The organism is Paenibacillus rhizovicinus (assembly GCF_010365285.1).
GTDB lineage: Bacteria > Bacillota > Bacilli > Paenibacillales > Paenibacillaceae > Paenibacillus_Z > Paenibacillus_Z rhizovicinus.
This window is the reverse complement of record NZ_CP048286.1, coordinates 4126412-4144052: the sequence shown is the minus strand read 5'-3', so window position 1 is coordinate 4144052 and position 17641 is coordinate 4126412. Positions and strand designations below refer to the sequence as shown.

Genomic DNA, 17641 nt, shown 5'->3' with positions numbered 1-17641 from the left:
GCGGGCGGGGTGGTTCTGCGCTCGCTGTTGTAGTCGGATTTCTTTGATCACCTCAATTATAAATTGGGTGAAATCCGACTACAAAGGCGACCACTTCGTTGCTCCGACTCCTCCCCGCCCTCCGGGCACTTCTTAACGCAATTCCCGGAGTGAGCTGGGGTAGAAAAACCGGTGCGGCCTAGGCATTGATCTAGGCCGAGTATAAGACGAGCATAAAAGCCAGACAACGTCTACTGTACCAGTACCAACGCCTAACCAATACAAAAACTTAAATCTAAATCAAAGCCAAAAACTTAACAACATTAACCCATAATAGCAGCCATAATCGCTTTCTGCGCGTGCAGGCGGTTCTCCGCTTGGTCGAAAATAATAGAATGCTTGCCGTCGATGATGCCTTCGCTGACTTCTTCGCCGCGGTGCGCGGGCAGGCAGTGCATGAAGATGAAGTCGCTCTTCGCGTAGCTGGCGAGCTCTTCGTTCACTTGGTAGCTCGCGAATGCCATTTCGCGTTCTTTCTGCTCGGCTTCGAAGCCCATGCTTGCCCATACGTCCGTATATACGACGTCCGCGCCTTCGATCGCTTCGCGCGGATCGCGGCAAACGGTAATGCGCGAACCCGTCTCAGCTGCGTAATCCTTCGCCATGCGTACGACATCCTCATCCGGCTCGTAGCCTTCCGGCGTCGCGACCGACATGTGCATGCCTAGCTTCGCCGCGCCGATGAGCAGCGAGTGAACCATGTTGTTGCCATCGCCGATATAGGCGATTTTGAGCCCTTCCAGGCGGCCTTTGTGCTCCAGCACCGCTTGGTAGTCGGCCAGCACCTGGCACGGATGCGCCAGATCTGTAAGGCCGTTAATGACCGGTACCGTCGCCGCGCGGGCAAGCTCGATGACCGTGCGATGCGCGAACGTGCGGATCATCATGCCGTCCAAGTAACGCGACAAGGTTTGCGCGGTATCGGACACGGTCTCCCCGCGGCCGATTTGCAGATCGTTGCGGCTCAGGAACAGCGCCTGGCCGCCAAGCTGGTACATGCCAACCTCGAACGATACGCGCGTGCGCGTGGACGATTTCTCGAAGATCATCCCGAGCGTCTTGCCTTTCAACGGATGATACGTCTCGCCCGCCTTCAGCTTGCGTTTCAGCTCGATCGCAAGATCGATCAGGTACCGGATTTCATCCGGCGTGTAATCGGACAGTTCTATAAAATCGCGGCCTTTCAGGCTGACCGCGAGCTCTTCTTTTAACAATTGGGACATGGTGAATCTCCTCTCGTTACAACTGCGCCGCAGCCGTTTGGTCTGCGAAAATCGAGCTCAGGATGCTTACCGCTTGATCGACTTCTTCACGCGATACCAGCAGGCTTGGAAGCAGACGAACGACGTTTGGTCCCGCCGTAATGACGAGCAAGCCGCGTTTCTGCCCTTCCGCAATGATTGGCGCGACCGGCCCCGTGCACTCGATGCCCACTAACAGGCCTTTGCCGCGAACGTCCTTCACGAATGGATTGCCGGCCAGTTTGCCGCGCAGTTCGTTCATCAGGTATTCGCCTGTTTCCGCCGCGCGGTCAGCCGCTTTCTCTTTCAACAGCGTTTCGATCGTCGCTTTCACGACGGCCGTTGCAATCGGCGTACCGCCGAACGTGGAACCGTGGCTGCCTGCCGAGAACGCCTCGGCCAGCTCGCCTTTGGCCAGCATCGCGCCGACCGGGAAGCCGCTTCCGATCCCTTTGGCCAGGGTGAAAATATCCGGTTCGATGCCGTAATGCTGGAATCCGAACATTTTGCCCGTACGTCCCATGCCCGTTTGGATCTCGTCGATGATGAGCAGAACGCCGCGCTCTTTGCACAGCTTCGCCAAATGCGCAAGGAAAGCCGGTTCTACCGGAATGATGCCGCCTTCGGCTTGAATCGTCTCGATCATGACTGCAGCTGTCCGGTCCGTAATCGCCGCTTCCAGCGCCTCGATGTCGTGCAGCGGAATGTAGCGGAAGCCTTCAGGCAACGGCAGGAAGCCTTCTTTCACTTTCTCTTGGCCGGTCGCCGTCAGCGTCGCCAAGGTGCGTCCGTGGAAGGATTGGGCGAACGTAAGAATCTCGTAGCGGCCATTGCCCTTCACTTTCTGCTGATAACGGCGAGCGAGCTTGATCGCAGCTTCGTTGGCTTCCGCGCCCGTGCTGCAGAAGAAGACCGCGTCCGCCGGGCTATTGTCCGTGAGCAGCTTCGCTGCCGCTTCCTGGTTCGGAATGTGGAACAGGTTGGAGACATGCCACAGCTCGTCGAGCTGCTTTACGAGCGCGTCCTTCACCGGCTTCGGCGCGTGGCCGAGGTTCGTGACGGCAATGCCGCACATAAAGTCCAGGTATTTGTTACCTTGGTCGTCCCACAGCCAACTGCCTTCTCCTTTCACCAAGGAGATCGGATATCTTGCGTACGTCGGGAACAGCGAGCTTCCGCCGTTGGCTGCTGCGTCTTTGTTCATATCGCTCATCTTACGTTCACCCTCTCATTTAAAATAAATGGATTATTGCTGGACGATCCGCGTGCCAATGCCGCCTTCGAGCACGACTTTGCTAAGTACGCCAGGCATGTCGCCGTTGACGATCACGACTTCCTTCACGTCGCCTTGGATGCAGGCGATCGCCGCTCGCACCTTCGGAATCATGCCGCCGTAAATCTCGCCGCTGGCGATCATCGCTTCGATCTCTACTACCGTCACGGACGGCAGTACCTGCTTCTCGCCGTTCACCGTCTTCATGATGCCCGGCACGTCGGTTACGACGATCATCCGCTCTACGCCGAGGCGGGAAGCAACCGCCCCTGCCGCCGTGTCCGCGTTGATGTTGTAACGCTGCGCTGCCGCATCGATGCCGATCGGCGCGATGACCGGTATATAGCCCATGCCCATCACGCCTTCGATAATCGCGGCGTTCACGTCCGTGACGTCGCCGACGAAGCCGATCTCGGCCGCGTTCGCAACCGGCTGCGCCTTAATCAATTCGCCGTCCACGCCGGAGAGGCCGAGCGCCTTCGCTCCGCTTTGTTGGATGCGGCGGACGATTTCCTTGTTAATGCGTCCAGCCAGCACCATCTCGACGACATCCAGCACCTCGTTGCTCGTCTTGCGCAGACCGCCCACGAACTCGCTCTCGATGCCGAGCTTGCCGAGCGTTTCGGAAATCGCCGGACCGCCGCCGTGCACGATGACCGCTTTCACGCCCCGCGCCTGCAAGTCGCGCAAATCCTCGAAAAAGGAAGCCGGCAGCGCCGCCAGCGTGCTGCCTCCGCATTTCATGACAAACCGTTGTTCCATATCAGCTTCCGTTCCCTTCATACCGAGATTCATCGTTTCGTATAGCCGCCTAGGTCCGATACGCCGCGTTAATGCGGACGTAATCATAGGTCAGGTCGCAGCCCCATGCCGTTGCGGCGCCTTCGCCCATGTGCAGGTCGACGTGAATGACGACCGTGTCGCCCTTCAAATATTCCAGCGCAGCTTCCTCGTCGAATGCTACCGGACGGGACTGCGTCAACGTAACGATGTCGCCGAGCGCGATATCGACCGTCTCCGGATTGACCGGTACGCCTGCGCGGCCGACCGCCGCAATGATCCGTCCCCAGTTCGCATCGGCGCCGAATACAGCGGACTTCACGAGCGAGGAACCGATGACCGTCTTCGCGATCGCCTGTGCCGATGCAGCGTTCTCCGCGCCGCGCACTTGCACTTCGACCAGCTTGGTAGCACCTTCGCCGTCGCGTGCGATCGCTTTGGCCAGCACTTCGCACACGTAGCAAAGCCCTTCGGCGAATGCGGCAAGATCCGCATGCGCTTCCGTCAGCTCTTCGTTGCCCGCCAGCCCGCTCGCCATCGCGACCAGCATATCGTTCGTGCTTGTGTCTCCGTCCACGGTGATCATGTTGAACGTCAGGTCCGTCACTTGACGAAGCAGCTTATGCAGCGTCTCGCTGCCGATGGCAGCATCCGTCGTCACGAAGCCGAGCATCGTCGCCATGTTCGGATGGATCATGCCGCTGCCTTTGGACGCGCCAGCGATATGTACGGCCTTGCCGTCCACCGTGACGGACACGCAGACTTCCTTCTTCACGAGGTCCGTCGTCAGAATCGCTTGGCAGAAATCATCCGCCGCTTCATAGGAATCGCCAAGCCGAGCCGGCAGTTCCGCGATGCCGCCGCGTACGCGGTCCATCTTCAGCAGCTCGCCGATGACGCCCGTCGATGCTACCGCTACCTGCTCCGCCGGCACGCCGATGGCCTGCGCGAACGCGCTGCGCATCTCGTACGCGTCTGCTTCGCCCTGCTCGCCGGTGCACGCGTTGGCGTTGCCGCTGTTGACAATGACGGCGCGCAGCTTGCCGCCTGCGCCGATGCTCGCGCGCGTGACGGCGATCGGTGCCGCCTGGAACGCGTTCGTCGTGTACACGCCAGCTGCCGCGGCGGGTACTTCGCATACGATAGCGCCAAGGTCGTGGCGCGTCGTTTTCTTCAGGCCGCAGTGCAGGCCGGCGGCTTTAAAGCCTTTGGGGGTCGTGACCGAGCCGTTCGGCACGACCGTGTATGATGCGGATGTGTTCCCCTGTCCCATTGTTCAATCGCTTCTCCTTCTGCGTTTTTCACACCGCGCACAACGCTCCAGCTTGCAATGTGAAAGCATATTCATACTATTCTTAAGGATAAACCGGTACGAATCTGAGTCCCAGCGACTCGTCCCAGCCCATCATCAAATTGAGATTCTGAATGGCTTGCCCTGCAGCGCCCTTCACGAGGTTATCGATGACCGATACGATCGTGACGCGGTTCGTCCGCGGATCAACGGCAAAGCCGATGTCGCAATAGTTGGAGCCCGATACTTCTTTGGTCGCCGGCCACACGCCGTTCTGGCGAATGCGCACGAAAGGGCGGCCTTCATAATAATTGCGATACAGCGAGATGAAATCTTCATTCGTATGATTGCCGGTCATCGATGCGTACATCGTGCTCATGATGCCGCGCGTCATCGGAACGAGATGCGTCGTGAACGTCGTGACGACCTTCTTGCCCGCAATATCCGAAAGCACTTGCTCGATTTCCGGGATATGCTGATGCTTGTTGATTTTATAAGCTTTGAAGTTCTCGTTGACTTCTGAATAGTGGTTACCCAGGCTCACGCCGCGTCCTGCGCCCGAAACGCCGGATTTAGCATCGATGATGATCGAAGCCGGATCGATCAGACCCGCTTTCACCGCAGGTACCAGTCCAAGCAGCGTCGCCGTCGGGAAGCAGCCGGGATTGGAGATCAGGTCCGCGCCGCGCACGGATTCCCCGTAAACCTCGCACAAACCGAAGACCGCTTGGTCCAAGTACTCCTGCGCAGCCGGTTCTTTCTTATACCATGTCTCATATTCCGAGCGGTCCTTCAACCGATGGTCGCCGGAAATATCAATGACCTTCAAGCCTTCTGCAAGCAGCAGCGGCGTTATTTTGGACGCAACGCCCGCGGGCGTCGCGATGAATACTACATCGGCCTTGCTCTTCAAGAGCGCCGGATCGACGTCATCCAGCAAGTCTGTACGAATTTCATTCAAATGCGGAAAACCCTCCGCGATCGGCGCGCCTGCGCTCGAAGAGGAAACGACCGACGTCACTTCAACCTGCGGGTGTCCCGCCAGGAGCCGAATCAGCTCTACGCCGCCGTAACCGGTCGATCCAATGATCGCTGCTCTTACCACTGTGCTCATGTCCGTCTCTCCCATCCTTATCCTTCCTAGTTATTCATTCATTGTACACAAACGGAAGGATCGTGGAAATAGCTTTTACTCTGTATTATTATACATAGGTATTCATATAAATACAACGAGAAATTCGGCTCGTTTTCAGGGTAATTGGAACCCTTCCCCCAACACTTCCGCGGTGTCGCTGATAATGACGAACGCTCCGGGATCAGCCGTTCTGACCAAGCTTTTCAGCTTCGATACCTCGCCTCTGCCGACCACGACCATCAACACCGTCCTCGATTCGCCCGTGTATCCGCCGTGGGCGTCCAGCTTCGTAAGTCCGCGGTCCAGATCATGCAGCACGACCTGAGTGATCTCCTCCGGATGGTCGGAGATCACGAACGCGACTTTCGAGATCGCAAGACCCGTCTGCACAAAATCGATTGTCTTGCTCGTGGCGAACAACCCGACCAGTGCATAAAGCGCATTTTCCGGCGCGATCAGGATGCCCGCCGCCGCGATGACGATACCATCAAAAGCCGGGACGGCCAGCCCCAAGCGGACGCCCGTATAGCGATGCAGCAGCTGCGCAGCCAGATCCAGCCCCCCTGTCGATGCCTTGCCGCGAAACACAAGGCCAAGCCCTGCTCCCACGCCGATCCCGCCATAGATGGAGGCCAGCATGGCGTTGTCCGTCAGCGGCTCCCAATGAGAGGTGAAGAGCACGAATAGCGGCAGCAGGAATGAACCCAGCGCCGTCTTCAGCGCAAATCGCTTGCCGAGCAGCCACAGCCCGAGCAAGAACAAGGGTACGTTGAGCGCCCATTGCGTATAGGCCGGCGGGATGCCTGTCTCATAATGAACGAGGATAGATATGCCCGACACGCCGCCGGATGCGATGCCTAGCGGTACGAGAAAGACATTGAAGCTGAATGCAATTAGGAAGGATCCCGCTAGCAGCAGCACGACGCTTAGCAAAGTCTCCGTTCTGGCATTCATGTCCCGAGCCTTGCGCTTGTTGGCGCGAGCTTCGCGGTTTATTTGCTCTCTCGGTATCGGAACCTGTTCTGTCCCCTTCTGCCGGTTGTTCTGCTGGTTGTTCTGCTGGTTGTTCTTTTGGTTGTTCTTTTGGTTGTTCTTTTGGTTGTTCTTTTGGTTGTTCTGCTGCTTAGGATGTGAATGATTGCTCATGGATGTCTATATCGCTCCTTTTCATGTTACCGCCGCCGGATCCGCTTGCTTTACCGGTTTCCATGCCGTTCGCTCTGTTCGTTTCTTTGCCTTTACCGCATTCCCAGCCGCTCGCTCGCACGCTTTATGTATGACTTCTTTGATCCTTCGATACGCTGCCTCTTTACTGCGGTTATGTGTTTTTGGGCATGCAAAAAGAGTTCCAACACTTATCAGTGTCGGAACTCTCTGCAATCCCTATGCATCCAAAGCGATAATCGGCTTAATTGTCGTCATGGCGGATTTTGCTGCGCAAGTATCCGTCAATGAACGAATCCAGATCTCCGTCCATGACCGCGCCGACGTTGCCGGTTTCCACCGAAGTCCGGTGGTCCTTCACCATGCTGTACGGATGGAACACATAAGAGCGAATCTGGCTGCCCCATGCGATATCGGATTGTTCGCCGCGAATTTCCGCGAGATGCTTCTGCTGCTCTTCGATCTTCCGCTCATAGAGCTTGGAACGAAGCATCTGCATCGCGCGCTCCCGGTTCTGGATCTGCGAACGCTGCGTTTGGCACGAAACGACGATGCCGGATGGAACGTGCGTGATCCGGATGGCCGACTCCGTCTTGTTGATGTGCTGACCGCCGGCGCCGCTCGCCCGGTAGGTATCCACCTTCAAATCCTCGCTGCGGATATCGATTTCGATATCGTCGTCGATCTCCGGCATAATGTCGCAGGAAACGAAGGAAGTATGCCGGCGTCCCGCAGCGTCGAACGGAGAAATCCGCACGAGCCGGTGCACGCCTTTTTCCGCTTTCAAATACCCGTAGGCATTGTAACCTTTAACGGAAATCGTGACGCTCTTGATGCCCGCCTCGTCTCCGGCCAAATAATCGAGCAGCTCGATCTTGAAGCCGTGCTTCTCGGCCCAGCGCGTGTACATCCTGTACAGCATCTGGCACCAATCCTGCGACTCCGTGCCGCCGGCGCCCGGATGCAGCTCGAGGATCGCGTTCAGCTTATCGTAAGGCTCATTAAGCAGCAGCTGCAGCTCAAACTCGCTTACTTTCGCTACGAGTTCAGTTACGCTCTTCTTGAGATCGGCGTAAATGTCCTCGTCGTCTTCCTCTTCCGCCAGCTCCAGCATCGTCTGCAGATCTTCCTGCTCGCTGTTCATCCGTTCGTATTGGTCCACGACGGATTTCACGGCATTTAGTTCCGCGATTGTGCTTTGCGCACGCTCGTTGTCGTCCCAGAAGTCGGGGGCGCTCATTTTCTCTTCGAAATTCAAGATCATCTCCTGCTTAATATCTAAGTCAAAGAGACCCCCTGAGTTCTTGGAGACGCTTCGCCATTTCACGCAGGTCTTGTTTAACCGTTGTATCTAACATGACTGTCGCTTCACCTCAAAGTTCGGTTCTATGTCCTACCTTATGCAAAAGCTGGGCCTATTGTCCATGACACTGCTTGTATTTCTTGCCGCTGCCGCAAGGGCATGGATCGTTGCGCTTCACGCGCTCGTCTTTGCGGACAGGGCGTTTCTGCGCATTCTCGCTGCTGCCGCCGGATTCCGTTTGGCCTTTGGCAACCTCTTGACGCTCCAAGTTGTTCTCGACATGCGCCTTCATGATATATTTCGTCACTTCTTCTTGAATATGTTCGATCATTTCCTTGAACATCTCGAAGCCTTCGAATTGATATTCGCGAAGCGGATCGGTACCGCCGTATGCGCGCAAGTGAATCCCTTGACGCAGCTGGTCCATCGCATCGATATGATCCATCCATTTGCTGTCTACCGCGCGCAGTACGACGACCTTCTCGAATTCGCGCATCGTTTCCGCGCCGATTTCTTCTTCGCGCTGATCATACAAACCGATTACTTTGTCGTACAGGAATTCGATGATTTCCTGCGGTTCCTTGCCCCACAGATCATCCTTCGTGATCATGTCCTCGTTCAGGAAGTTGCCTTCCGCGTAATCGACGATCTCCTGCAGCTCCCAGTTCTCCGGAACATCGTCCGAAGGGCAGTGCGCTTCTACGATCTTCGTAATGCTAGGCTTAACCATCTCAAGCACGATCTCGCGGATATTCTCGGAGAAAAGCACCTCGCGGCGCTGCTTATAAATGATCTCACGCTGCTGGTTCATGACGTCATCGTATTGGAGTACGATTTTACGCTGATCGAAGTTATTACCCTCTACCCGCTTCTGCGCGGATTCGATCGCACGCGAGATGAGCCGGCTCTCGATCGGCTGGTCTTCCTCGAAGCCGAGGCGTTCCATCATGCCCATGATGTTCTCGGAGCCGAACCGGCGCATAAGATCATCCTCGAGGGACAGATAGAACTGCGATGAACCCGGGTCGCCTTGACGTCCTGCACGACCGCGAAGCTGGTTATCGATCCGACGGCTCTCATGGCGTTCCGTACCGATGATATGCAGACCGCCAAGCTCGCCGACGCCGTTCTCAAGCAAAATATCCGTACCGCGGCCGGCCATGTTCGTCGCGATCGTAACCGAATCCGAGATACCCGCGCGCGAGATGATTTCCGCTTCCTCGGCATGATACTTCGCATTGAGCACCTTATGCTGGATGCCGCGTTTCTTCAGCATCTCGGACAGTTTCTCGGAATTCTCGATGGAAACCGTACCGACCAGTACCGGCTGCTTGTTCGCGTGGCGTTTGACGATTTCCTCGACAACCGCTTTGAACTTGCCGTTCTCCGTCTTGTAGACGACGTCCGCGATATCGTTCCGGATATTCTTCCGGTTCGTCGGCACTTGAATAACTTCAAGACCGTAGATTTTCTTGAACTCTTCTTCCTCTGTCTTCGCCGTACCGGTCATGCCGGCCAGCTTGCGGTACATCCGGAAGTAGTTCTGGAACGTGATCGTCGCGAGCGTCATGCTCTCGTTCTGAACCTTGATCTGTTCCTTCGCTTCGATCGCTTGGTGCAGACCATCGCTGTAACGGCGGCCCTGCATCAGACGACCCGTGAATTCGTCGACGATCATGACTTCTTCGTCTTGAACGACATAGTCGACATCGCGCTTCATAATGACATGCGCCTTCAGCGCCTGTTGAATGTGATGGTTGATGAGGATATTAGCGTGATCATACAAGTTCTCGATACCGAAGGCTTTCTCGGCTTTCGCCACGCCTTCGTCCGTCATCGTGACGGAACGGACCTTGATGTCTACCGTGAAATCTTCTTCTTCTTTCAAACGCTGCACGAAACGGTCTGCTGCAAAATACATCTCGGTCGACTTTGCCGCCTGACCGGAGATGATAAGCGGCGTACGCGCTTCATCGACAAGAATGGAATCCACTTCATCGATAATGGCAAAATAAAGCGGACGCTGTACCATTTGTTCTTTATACAGCACCATGTTGTCGCGCAAGTAGTCGAAACCAAACTCATTATTCGTTCCATATGTGATATCGCATGCATACGCTGCCTGCTTCTCATCATGCGAGAGGCCGTGCAGGTTGCAGCCGACGGTCATGCCTAGAAATTGATACACTTGACCCATTTGCTCGCTGTCGCGCATTGCGAGATAGTCATTGACGGTAACGACGTGAACGCCTTTCCCAAGCAATGCATTCAAATAGACGGCCAGCGTTCCGACCAGCGTTTTACCTTCACCGGTTTTCATCTCGGCGATTTGTCCTTCATGAAGAACCATACCGCCAATCAGCTGTACATCGTAATGACGCTTTTCCAATACGCGTTTGGACGCTTCTCTAACAACGGCGAACGCCTCCGGGAGCAGAGCGTCGATATCCTCTCCTTGTTCCAGACGGGCTCTGAATTCCACCGTCTTCTCTCGAAGGGCCTCGTCCGAAAGCTGAGCGATCTGCGGCTCCAGTCCATTGATTTCCTCTACGGTACGCATAAGACGCTTAATCTCTCGTTCGTTGGCGTCTCCGAATAATTTCTTTACAAGTCCGAGCATGGTCTTCCCCTTTCGATGTTACGCCTGTTTGCATAAATTGTAACAGTTTGCGGCTGTTCTCGCAATGTTAGTGCCCTTTAGGAGCCTAGGAATAAGATGGGTAAACCGTGCAACGACATTGCGTCGACATGAAAAGAAGCCCTGGTTGCCCAGGGCTTGCTTGCGATTGATCCTAATCGGCTTCCAGTAAGCCGTATCGGCCGTCGCTGCGGCGGTAGACCACATTCACTTCCTTCGTATCCGAATTGGCGAACATATAGAAGGAATGACCTACCATATTCATTTGAAGAATCGCCTCTTCAACGTCCATCGGCTTTAATAGGAAGCGTTTCGTGCGAACCAGTTCGTAGTCTTCCTCTTCCTCTATGACGCGTACAGCCGATCCTTCGTCCGTGAACATGGCCCGGATGCCGTTTCCTTTTCTGAACTTGCTATTTATTTTTGTTTTATGTTTGCGTATTTGCCGTTCCAGTTTGTCCACCACCAAATCAATGGACGCGTACATATCCTCGCTTCTTTCCTCGGCTCGCAGCATCACGCTCGCAAGCGGAATGGTTACCTCGATGACATGTCTACCTTTCGTAACGGATAACGTTACGTTCGTTTCGGAGGCTGAAGGCTCTTCAAAATACTTTTCCAGGCGGTTTAGTTTCTTCTCGACATACTCGCGCAAGGCGTCTGTCACTAAGATGTGTTGACCTCGAATGTTGTATTTCATGTGGCATTCCTCCTTTTACATGAACTTATTATAACATCTTATTCGGGCGATCTCAAAGATATTTTCAGTATTTTGTGAATTATCTAAAAACTTTGTGTCGAATGATACTTAATAGAATGCTATTTTAAACACGTTTAGAACGCGCTGTCTTTAAATAGAACAACAAAAAACCCCGGTTGCCCGGGGCTGTTGTTTATCACATTCGGTTAAGCGTGCAAACCGTGTATGATGTGGCCGCTATACAGCGGAATAATTACAGTTTTTGAACGTTAGCAGCTTGAGGGCCGCGAGCGCCTTCTACGATGTCGAATTCGACCGATTGGCCTTCTTCAAGAGTCTTGAAGCCTTCGGATTGGATTGCGGAGAAGTGAACAAATACGTCGCCGCCTTGCTCAGTCTCGATGAAACCGTAACCTTTTTCAGCGTTGAACCATTTAACTTTACCTTGCATTCAGAACATTCCCTTCATCTTCAAATAGCTGCGAGATCACGTAAGCGTGGCCCACAAACAGAATATAACAGAGGCTTCACAAATTTGTCAATAAGTTTTTGTAAGCGAATACATTTCACTTCTTATAGAATTGCAATCGAGCAGCCCAAGGTAAGATTACCACACCAATGTCAAATTATGTAGTAGAATGAACTTTGAAATTGATATCGGGAGATAGAGTCGCGTTACTACATATCCACAACGCGAGACAGATCCTGTTGCGTTCCCGCGCTACAGCAATATGACTTAATAGAATCTTCTACCTATTTTTTGTATAATGTTCACATCCCTATATGTAACGAATGGAGGATTTACCTTGCCCTCGTTAATCCCAGATTACTTCGAACAATTCAAGTGCATTGGTTCCAGCTGTGAAGATACATGCTGTGCAGGTTGGCGAGTCACGATTGACGCAAGCACGTTGCGTAAATATAAATCAGTGCCCCGAAATGAACTCAATATTATGCGAGATGTAGAAGGCAATCAATTCCGCGTCCGCAACGATTGCTGTGCTTTCTTGAATGAGGACAAGCTCTGCAAGATTCAACTCAATCTAGGCGAATCGTACTTATCGACGACGTGCGATCAATATCCCCGCAGCTATCAATTAGTAGATGGCGTCAAGGAAGCTTCCGCGACACTTTCCTGCCCTGAGATCGCTCGGCTAGCCCTGCTAAATCCAGATGGGATCAATGTTCACTATTCAGAACACGATCAATCAGGACCAGTTCAACATGTGTTTAACTCGAACGAATATTTTCAGAGTGTCCGTGATCTTGTCCTTGGTATGCTACAAAATCGATTGTATACCGTTGCCGATCGGCTCATCGTACTCGCCATGTATTTTACCGGGCAGAACCAATATCGCGGTATGGAACACGCATTCGCACAAGAAGATTTTCACGGCATTCTAAGTGAGGTAAAAGGCAATCGCATGGAACAGTTTAAACGTAGCCACTACCTTGTCGAGTTGCTAAAGGACGAGAAAAAAGAGACAAAGCGATATGCCGCGCTCTATCGGAATATTACAGCCTACTATGGTAATGATCCGATACGTTATGGAGAAGCATGGAAATCATACATGGAGCTGTTCAACGAGAAGCACGAGTACGTCTTGGAAAATTATCTTGTGAACTACGCGTACCGCACCGTTGATTTCTCGCAAAACAGCGACGCGTTCGCGCTGATGGTTGTTTACTATGCGATGCTGAAATGGCACTTAGTTGGAATTGCCGGACAGAAGCAGGAAATGAATCCTCATCTAGCGGTGGAGACAATTCAAATTTTCACAAAGCGCTATGAGCATCATCCTGCAACACAGATGGTCACACAACATTTGAAGCAATCAGGGTTGCTGGAATTGTCGGAACTTATTGTTTTTCTGAAAGATTAGAGGCAGTTTAATGTAGTGTTAAGCTATTTAGACGACACTAGAGGAATTCGGAATAAATAACTCAATTCTTAAAGATAAGATCACGGGTTGGTCCATTCGTTCAGAAGTTGTTCATCCCGAGGTTAAAACGTTGAAAATGTTGATACGGCAAACAAAAGATATGCGCATGTTCTTTGAACGCCATCAAATGGTACTCCTTCATCTGCAAGGCATGACCTATGCACAAATCGTTAAGATTATGGATCGTTTAGCTATGACGGTTGGCAAGTATGTGCAAGCTCATCGACTATGAGCTATCATCCACTCAACATGAACAAATTCTTCGATCGTATCAATATCCTGCGAGCGTTCACGCGGCATAACATAAGCCACGGTTTCGTCATTTATGAATAGCCCTTGCTTCCGTAACCAGTCACACTCCGTTGCATAAACAGCACCATTTAGCATATAGAAAACAGGAAGTTGTTGACGTGTGGCTGCACGGGTATTCGTATCAAGCAACGGCACCATCGAATCCCGATCACCCAGCGTATACATCCATAACGGAGACTTATCCACAGTCGTTACAGATACGCACGAAGGTGTATCGGACTCCCTAAGCTTGTCCAAGCAACCGTCAATATCTCCGCTCGTTCGTAACGGGGAGGTGGGCTGTAAGAGCACTACATAATCATAGCCGGAGCAACTATCTAGCGCGTGTAGGACAGGTGCAATACCCGGGGTATCATCTTGCGCGAGATGAGCCGGACGAAGAAACGGAACATCCCCCCCCCACTGACGAGCTACAGCTGCGATTTCCTCATCATCCGTGCTGACGATACAGCGATCAATGTATTGGGAAGCTGCCGCCGCTTCCAGCGTCCACGCAATGAGTGGCTTGCCTGCAAGCTCACGGATGTTTTTGCGCGGTAATCCTTTAGAACCACCACGGGCGGGTATAACAGCTAGCACTTTTTTATTCCCTATCATAGCATACCCTCCTTATAAATCTCTCGATTCGCTCGTTCGAAATCATCCATTCGTCCGATATCAATCCAATACTCCCGGATTGGAAATACAGAGGTGTTAAGTTCTCGCCCAATAGCTTCATCGAACAGTGTCGGCATATCATAGAAAGAATCTTTCGGAATCATTTGCATGAGTTCTTGATCGATAACATAAATGCCCCCGTTAACAAAAAACTTCTGCGTTGGTTTTTCTTCAATTTTCCTCAGACAGTGTCCTTCCGCCTGAACAACGCCATACGGGATTTGAAACTCATATTCCCTTACGCACATCGTTGCTTTTGCATTCGTCTCTACATGAAAATCAACCAATTGACGGAAATTCACTTTCGTAAGCAAATCACCATTCATCACGATAATCGGATGGCTCGGCACTTCCTGAAGTAATCTAAGCGCCCCGGCTGTCCCTAACCGTTTTCCTTCGTGTATGTAGCAAATCTCCACTCCCCACTTCGATCCGTCACCAAAGTAATCTTTAATCATCTCCGCCTTGTAATTGACGGATATAAAGAAACGATGGAAGCCGTTAGAAATGAAGCTTTCGAGAATAATTTCCAATATTGGCTTCGTACCTACTCTAAGCAACGGCTTCGGGCAGTCCTTTGTCAATTCTCCGAGCCTTGTCCCAAGTCCACCAGCCATAAGGACAACCCAATTGTCGCGGTTATTCCGTTGCAGCAACTCATCAATTAACTCCAGTCGAATTACGCGCCCCGCTTCGTCCAGTACGGGAAATTGACGCAAATTCAAATACTGCATTACACTCAGAATCATATCCCGGTCCATGTCCAGTTTTGCAGTTCGTGGTTCCCGATTCATCACTAACGATAGGGGAGATTCCAAACTAATACCACGTAATATCCCCCTGCGAACATCGCCATCTGTAATCGTCCCTAGCAAACGCTGCTCCTCATCCACAACCAGAGCAATTTGCACCGATCCGCGATCGATAATTTGAAGAGCCTCTATGATTGACGCTGTCGGAGAAACAAAGATGTCTTCAATGGCTTTCATAGCGATCCCCTCTGTAAAAAGATTTGTGCATTCCTGAATAATTGGCGAGGCATTCTTTCATTCGTGCTACGATTTGTTCCGATGTGCCGTTCGATTCATACGGATTTACGGTTTCTAGCATCTTAAGTCTGTAAGCATCCGAACTCACTCGGTCCAATGCAGCTATAATTTCGTCTTGGTCCGGTTTGCAATGAAGGACACTATCCGAGCAGATTCGGCCTCGTTGCCGATTTCCAATGTTGATCGTCCCAACCTTCAGGCTCGGTACTTCGACAACCCCACTTGAAGAGTTGCCTACCATCGCTACGCAGTACGATACTAAGCTTAAAAATCTCATATAGCCCAGTGACGCAAAAGCATAACTACGATGAGCATTTCGTCCTATAAAATTATCGATCATACGGTTTAACGCCGTACTGCCTCTATCCGCATTCGGCCTCGTAAAGACGATTTGAAAGCTTGGTCTTTCCTCAAGAGCGGCCAGCAACTGTGCAAACTGTTGTTCGGAGTCATCCTCCAACGTCGTAGGATGGAACGTAACTTGCAGCATTGAATCCCCTATGGAAATGCCTATATTATCTTCAAGCTGCTCTTTGGTCATTCTATTTAAATGTTGGATGTTCTCTATACCTAAATCACCGACGTTAAACACCCGCTCCGGCGATTCGCCTAGCTGTATGACTCGATCTCGATAAGCTTCTGTTGACGTAAAGTGAAGATACGACAACTTGGATACCGCATGCCTGATATATTCGTCATATGCCCCCTCCGAAACCTCTCCTCCGGAAATGTGCGCAATCGGTATCCTTAATACGACACACGCGCTTGCAATCGGAAGCAATTCGTATCTGTCTCCGAGGAGAACGACCATGTTGGGCTTCAATTCGATGAGTGCTCTGCCGATCTCTGAACTAGCTGTGGCAATCGTCATTAGAACTTGATCTTCATCGTTACCTTGATAGACGGGGATTTTTCGCGTAATTTTGATCCCATCGGACTCTATTTCCTTATAGGTCAATCCAAACTCTGGTGCCAGATGGGTGCCTGTTACGATAAGCTGCAGTTCGCATTCTGGATCGTCTTGAATCCGCTTGATGACCGAGCTCAATAGCCCATACTCTGCTCGAGTGGCCGTAACCACACAAATCTTATACTTGCTTGTCATAACTCGATCAGCTCGTCTTCTTGGAAATCCCTCTTAGCGGCCCCGCCTAACACCTCATACCACTTCATTGGGGAAATACCAGTACCTGGTCTTTTCGTTGTAATATTCTCCACTGTGAATGCTTCACCTCGTGAAATCTTCTTTGATGCTACGATACTTTTCCTTGCCACAGCCATATTACCCCGCTCAGATTCCGTTACATGCTTCCCTGTGTCCCCTAGCGCCAGCTCGATATTACGAATTGATCTCACCATATCGGTAAGTTCCGTTGGCTCTAGACTCGCTTTATGATCAGGCCCTTCCATGTCCCGACTTAACGTAAAATGCTTCTCAATGACTTCTGCGCCCATCGCCACCGCCGCAACAGGAACTTCAATGCCAAGCGAGTGATCAGATAGGCCAATAGGAAACTTAAACCGTTCTTCCAGCGTTTGTATCGCTCGGAGATTAACGTCCTTCATCGGAGTCGGATACTGCGTATTGCAATGCAAAATCGACAGATTGTTGTTACCCTTGCTTGTCAATATTCGAACGGCATCCTCGATTTCTTCAATCTCACACATTCCAGTTGAAAGAATGACCGGACAGGCATGATCCGCAATCACTTCGAGGAACGGCAGATTCGTTATTTCACCTGATGGAATTTTGACCATATCCACACCCATGGAAAACAAGAACAGCGCGCTCTCAATATCAAACGGAGTTGACATGAAGCCAATGTCTTTCTTCTGACAATACTCCTTCAGCAATATAAAATTTTCGAACGGAAACTCCAGCTTTTTTTCCATTTCTAGCATCGATTCGTCTTCGCCGGTCGTTTCCTTCTGATACTCCGCCTTCGGAGCGTGCTTCGATATCACGTTCTCGCTCTTCCAGGTTTGGAACTTAACATAATCTGCACCGGCTTCTACCGCAGCATCAATTAGCCGGTAAGCCAAGTCCATCTCCCCATTATGGTTTACTCCAGCTTCAGCTATAATGAGCGTTTGTTTCATTATCGGTGCATCCCCT

The 17641-nt window shown here is 52.0% G+C and carries 15 protein-coding genes; 1 reads left to right on the top strand and 14 read right to left on the bottom strand.

Annotated elements, in window-relative coordinates; all coding sequences use genetic code 11:
• Window positions 1-302 precede the first annotated feature (302 nt).
• The 10 genes from argF to GZH47_RS18525 form a co-directional block, all read right to left on the bottom strand.
• On the bottom strand, window positions 303-1262 hold the full coding sequence (gene argF, locus GZH47_RS18570) for an ornithine carbamoyltransferase (protein WP_162642475.1): 960 nt from the start codon (window positions 1260-1262) through the stop codon (window positions 303-305).
• Window positions 1263-1278: 16 nt separating this feature from the next.
• Window positions 1279-2484: an acetylornithine transaminase gene (locus GZH47_RS18565; protein ID WP_162645320.1), complete on the bottom strand. Its 1206-nt coding sequence runs from the start codon at window positions 2482-2484 to the stop codon at window positions 1279-1281.
• Window positions 2485-2526: 42 nt separating this feature from the next.
• Window positions 2527-3315 (bottom strand): acetylglutamate kinase, encoded by a 789-nt coding sequence (gene argB, locus GZH47_RS18560; RefSeq protein WP_162645319.1) that lies wholly within the window; start codon window positions 3313-3315, stop codon window positions 2527-2529.
• A 49-nt stretch (window positions 3316-3364) separates the two neighbouring features.
• Window positions 3365-4606 carry a bifunctional ornithine acetyltransferase/N-acetylglutamate synthase gene (gene argJ / locus GZH47_RS18555; RefSeq protein ID WP_162642473.1) on the bottom strand — a complete coding sequence of 414 codons (1242 nt, stop codon included), beginning with the start codon at window positions 4604-4606 and terminating at the stop codon, window positions 3365-3367.
• 82 nt (window positions 4607-4688) lie between these two features.
• Window positions 4689-5738 (bottom strand): N-acetyl-gamma-glutamyl-phosphate reductase, encoded by a 1050-nt coding sequence (argC, locus tag GZH47_RS18550; protein ID WP_162642472.1) that lies wholly within the window; start codon window positions 5736-5738, stop codon window positions 4689-4691.
• A 135-nt stretch (window positions 5739-5873) separates the two neighbouring features.
• The gene (locus tag GZH47_RS18545; RefSeq protein WP_162645318.1) at window positions 5874-6713 is read right to left on the bottom strand and encodes a YitT family protein; all 840 of its coding nucleotides are present in this window, start codon (window positions 6711-6713) and stop codon (window positions 5874-5876) included.
• Between the two features lie 454 nt (window positions 6714-7167).
• A protein-coding gene (gene prfB / locus GZH47_RS18540; RefSeq protein WP_162642471.1) for a peptide chain release factor 2 occupies window positions 7168-8281 on the bottom strand; the annotation gives its coding sequence in 2 pieces (ribosomal slippage) (window positions 7168-8208 and window positions 8210-8281; 1113 coding nt in all).
• 57 nt (window positions 8282-8338) lie between these two features.
• On the bottom strand, window positions 8339-10846 hold the full coding sequence (gene secA, locus GZH47_RS18535; RefSeq protein WP_162642470.1) for a preprotein translocase subunit SecA: 2508 nt from the start codon (window positions 10844-10846) through the stop codon (window positions 8339-8341).
• A 172-nt stretch (window positions 10847-11018) separates the two neighbouring features.
• On the bottom strand, window positions 11019-11564 hold the full coding sequence (hpf, locus tag GZH47_RS18530) for a ribosome hibernation-promoting factor, HPF/YfiA family (RefSeq protein ID WP_162642469.1): 546 nt from the start codon (window positions 11562-11564) through the stop codon (window positions 11019-11021).
• Between the two features lie 253 nt (window positions 11565-11817).
• Window positions 11818-12015 (bottom strand): cold-shock protein, encoded by a 198-nt coding sequence (locus GZH47_RS18525; RefSeq protein ID WP_161745713.1) that lies wholly within the window; start codon window positions 12013-12015, stop codon window positions 11818-11820.
• A 355-nt stretch (window positions 12016-12370) separates the two neighbouring features.
• Here GZH47_RS18525 and fliB point away from each other — a divergent pair, with 355 nt between their 5' ends.
• Window positions 12371-13447, top strand: a complete 1077-nt coding sequence (gene fliB / locus GZH47_RS18520; RefSeq protein ID WP_162642468.1) for a flagellin lysine-N-methylase — start codon at window positions 12371-12373, stop codon at window positions 13445-13447.
• A 279-nt stretch (window positions 13448-13726) separates the two neighbouring features.
• On the opposite strand, the gene GZH47_RS18515 is transcribed toward fliB, so the two are convergent.
• The 4 genes from GZH47_RS18515 to neuB are packed head-to-tail and all read right to left on the bottom strand — an operon-like array spanning window position 13727 to window position 17625.
• On the bottom strand, window positions 13727-14416 hold the full coding sequence (locus tag GZH47_RS18515) for an acylneuraminate cytidylyltransferase family protein (RefSeq protein ID WP_162642467.1): 690 nt from the start codon (window positions 14414-14416) through the stop codon (window positions 13727-13729).
• The gene (locus GZH47_RS18510) at window positions 14413-15465 is read right to left on the bottom strand and encodes a nucleotidyltransferase family protein (protein ID WP_162642466.1); all 1053 of its coding nucleotides are present in this window, start codon (window positions 15463-15465) and stop codon (window positions 14413-14415) included. The genes GZH47_RS18515 and GZH47_RS18510 overlap by 4 nt, the downstream gene beginning before the upstream one ends.
• On the bottom strand, window positions 15452-16630 hold the full coding sequence (gene neuC, locus GZH47_RS18505) for a UDP-N-acetylglucosamine 2-epimerase (RefSeq protein WP_162642465.1): 1179 nt from the start codon (window positions 16628-16630) through the stop codon (window positions 15452-15454). The genes GZH47_RS18510 and neuC overlap by 14 nt, the downstream gene beginning before the upstream one ends.
• Window positions 16627-17625 (bottom strand): N-acetylneuraminate synthase, encoded by a 999-nt coding sequence (neuB, locus tag GZH47_RS18500; protein WP_162642464.1) that lies wholly within the window; start codon window positions 17623-17625, stop codon window positions 16627-16629. Before neuB ends, neuC begins: the two co-directional genes overlap by 4 nt.
• Window positions 17626-17641 lie beyond the last annotated feature (16 nt).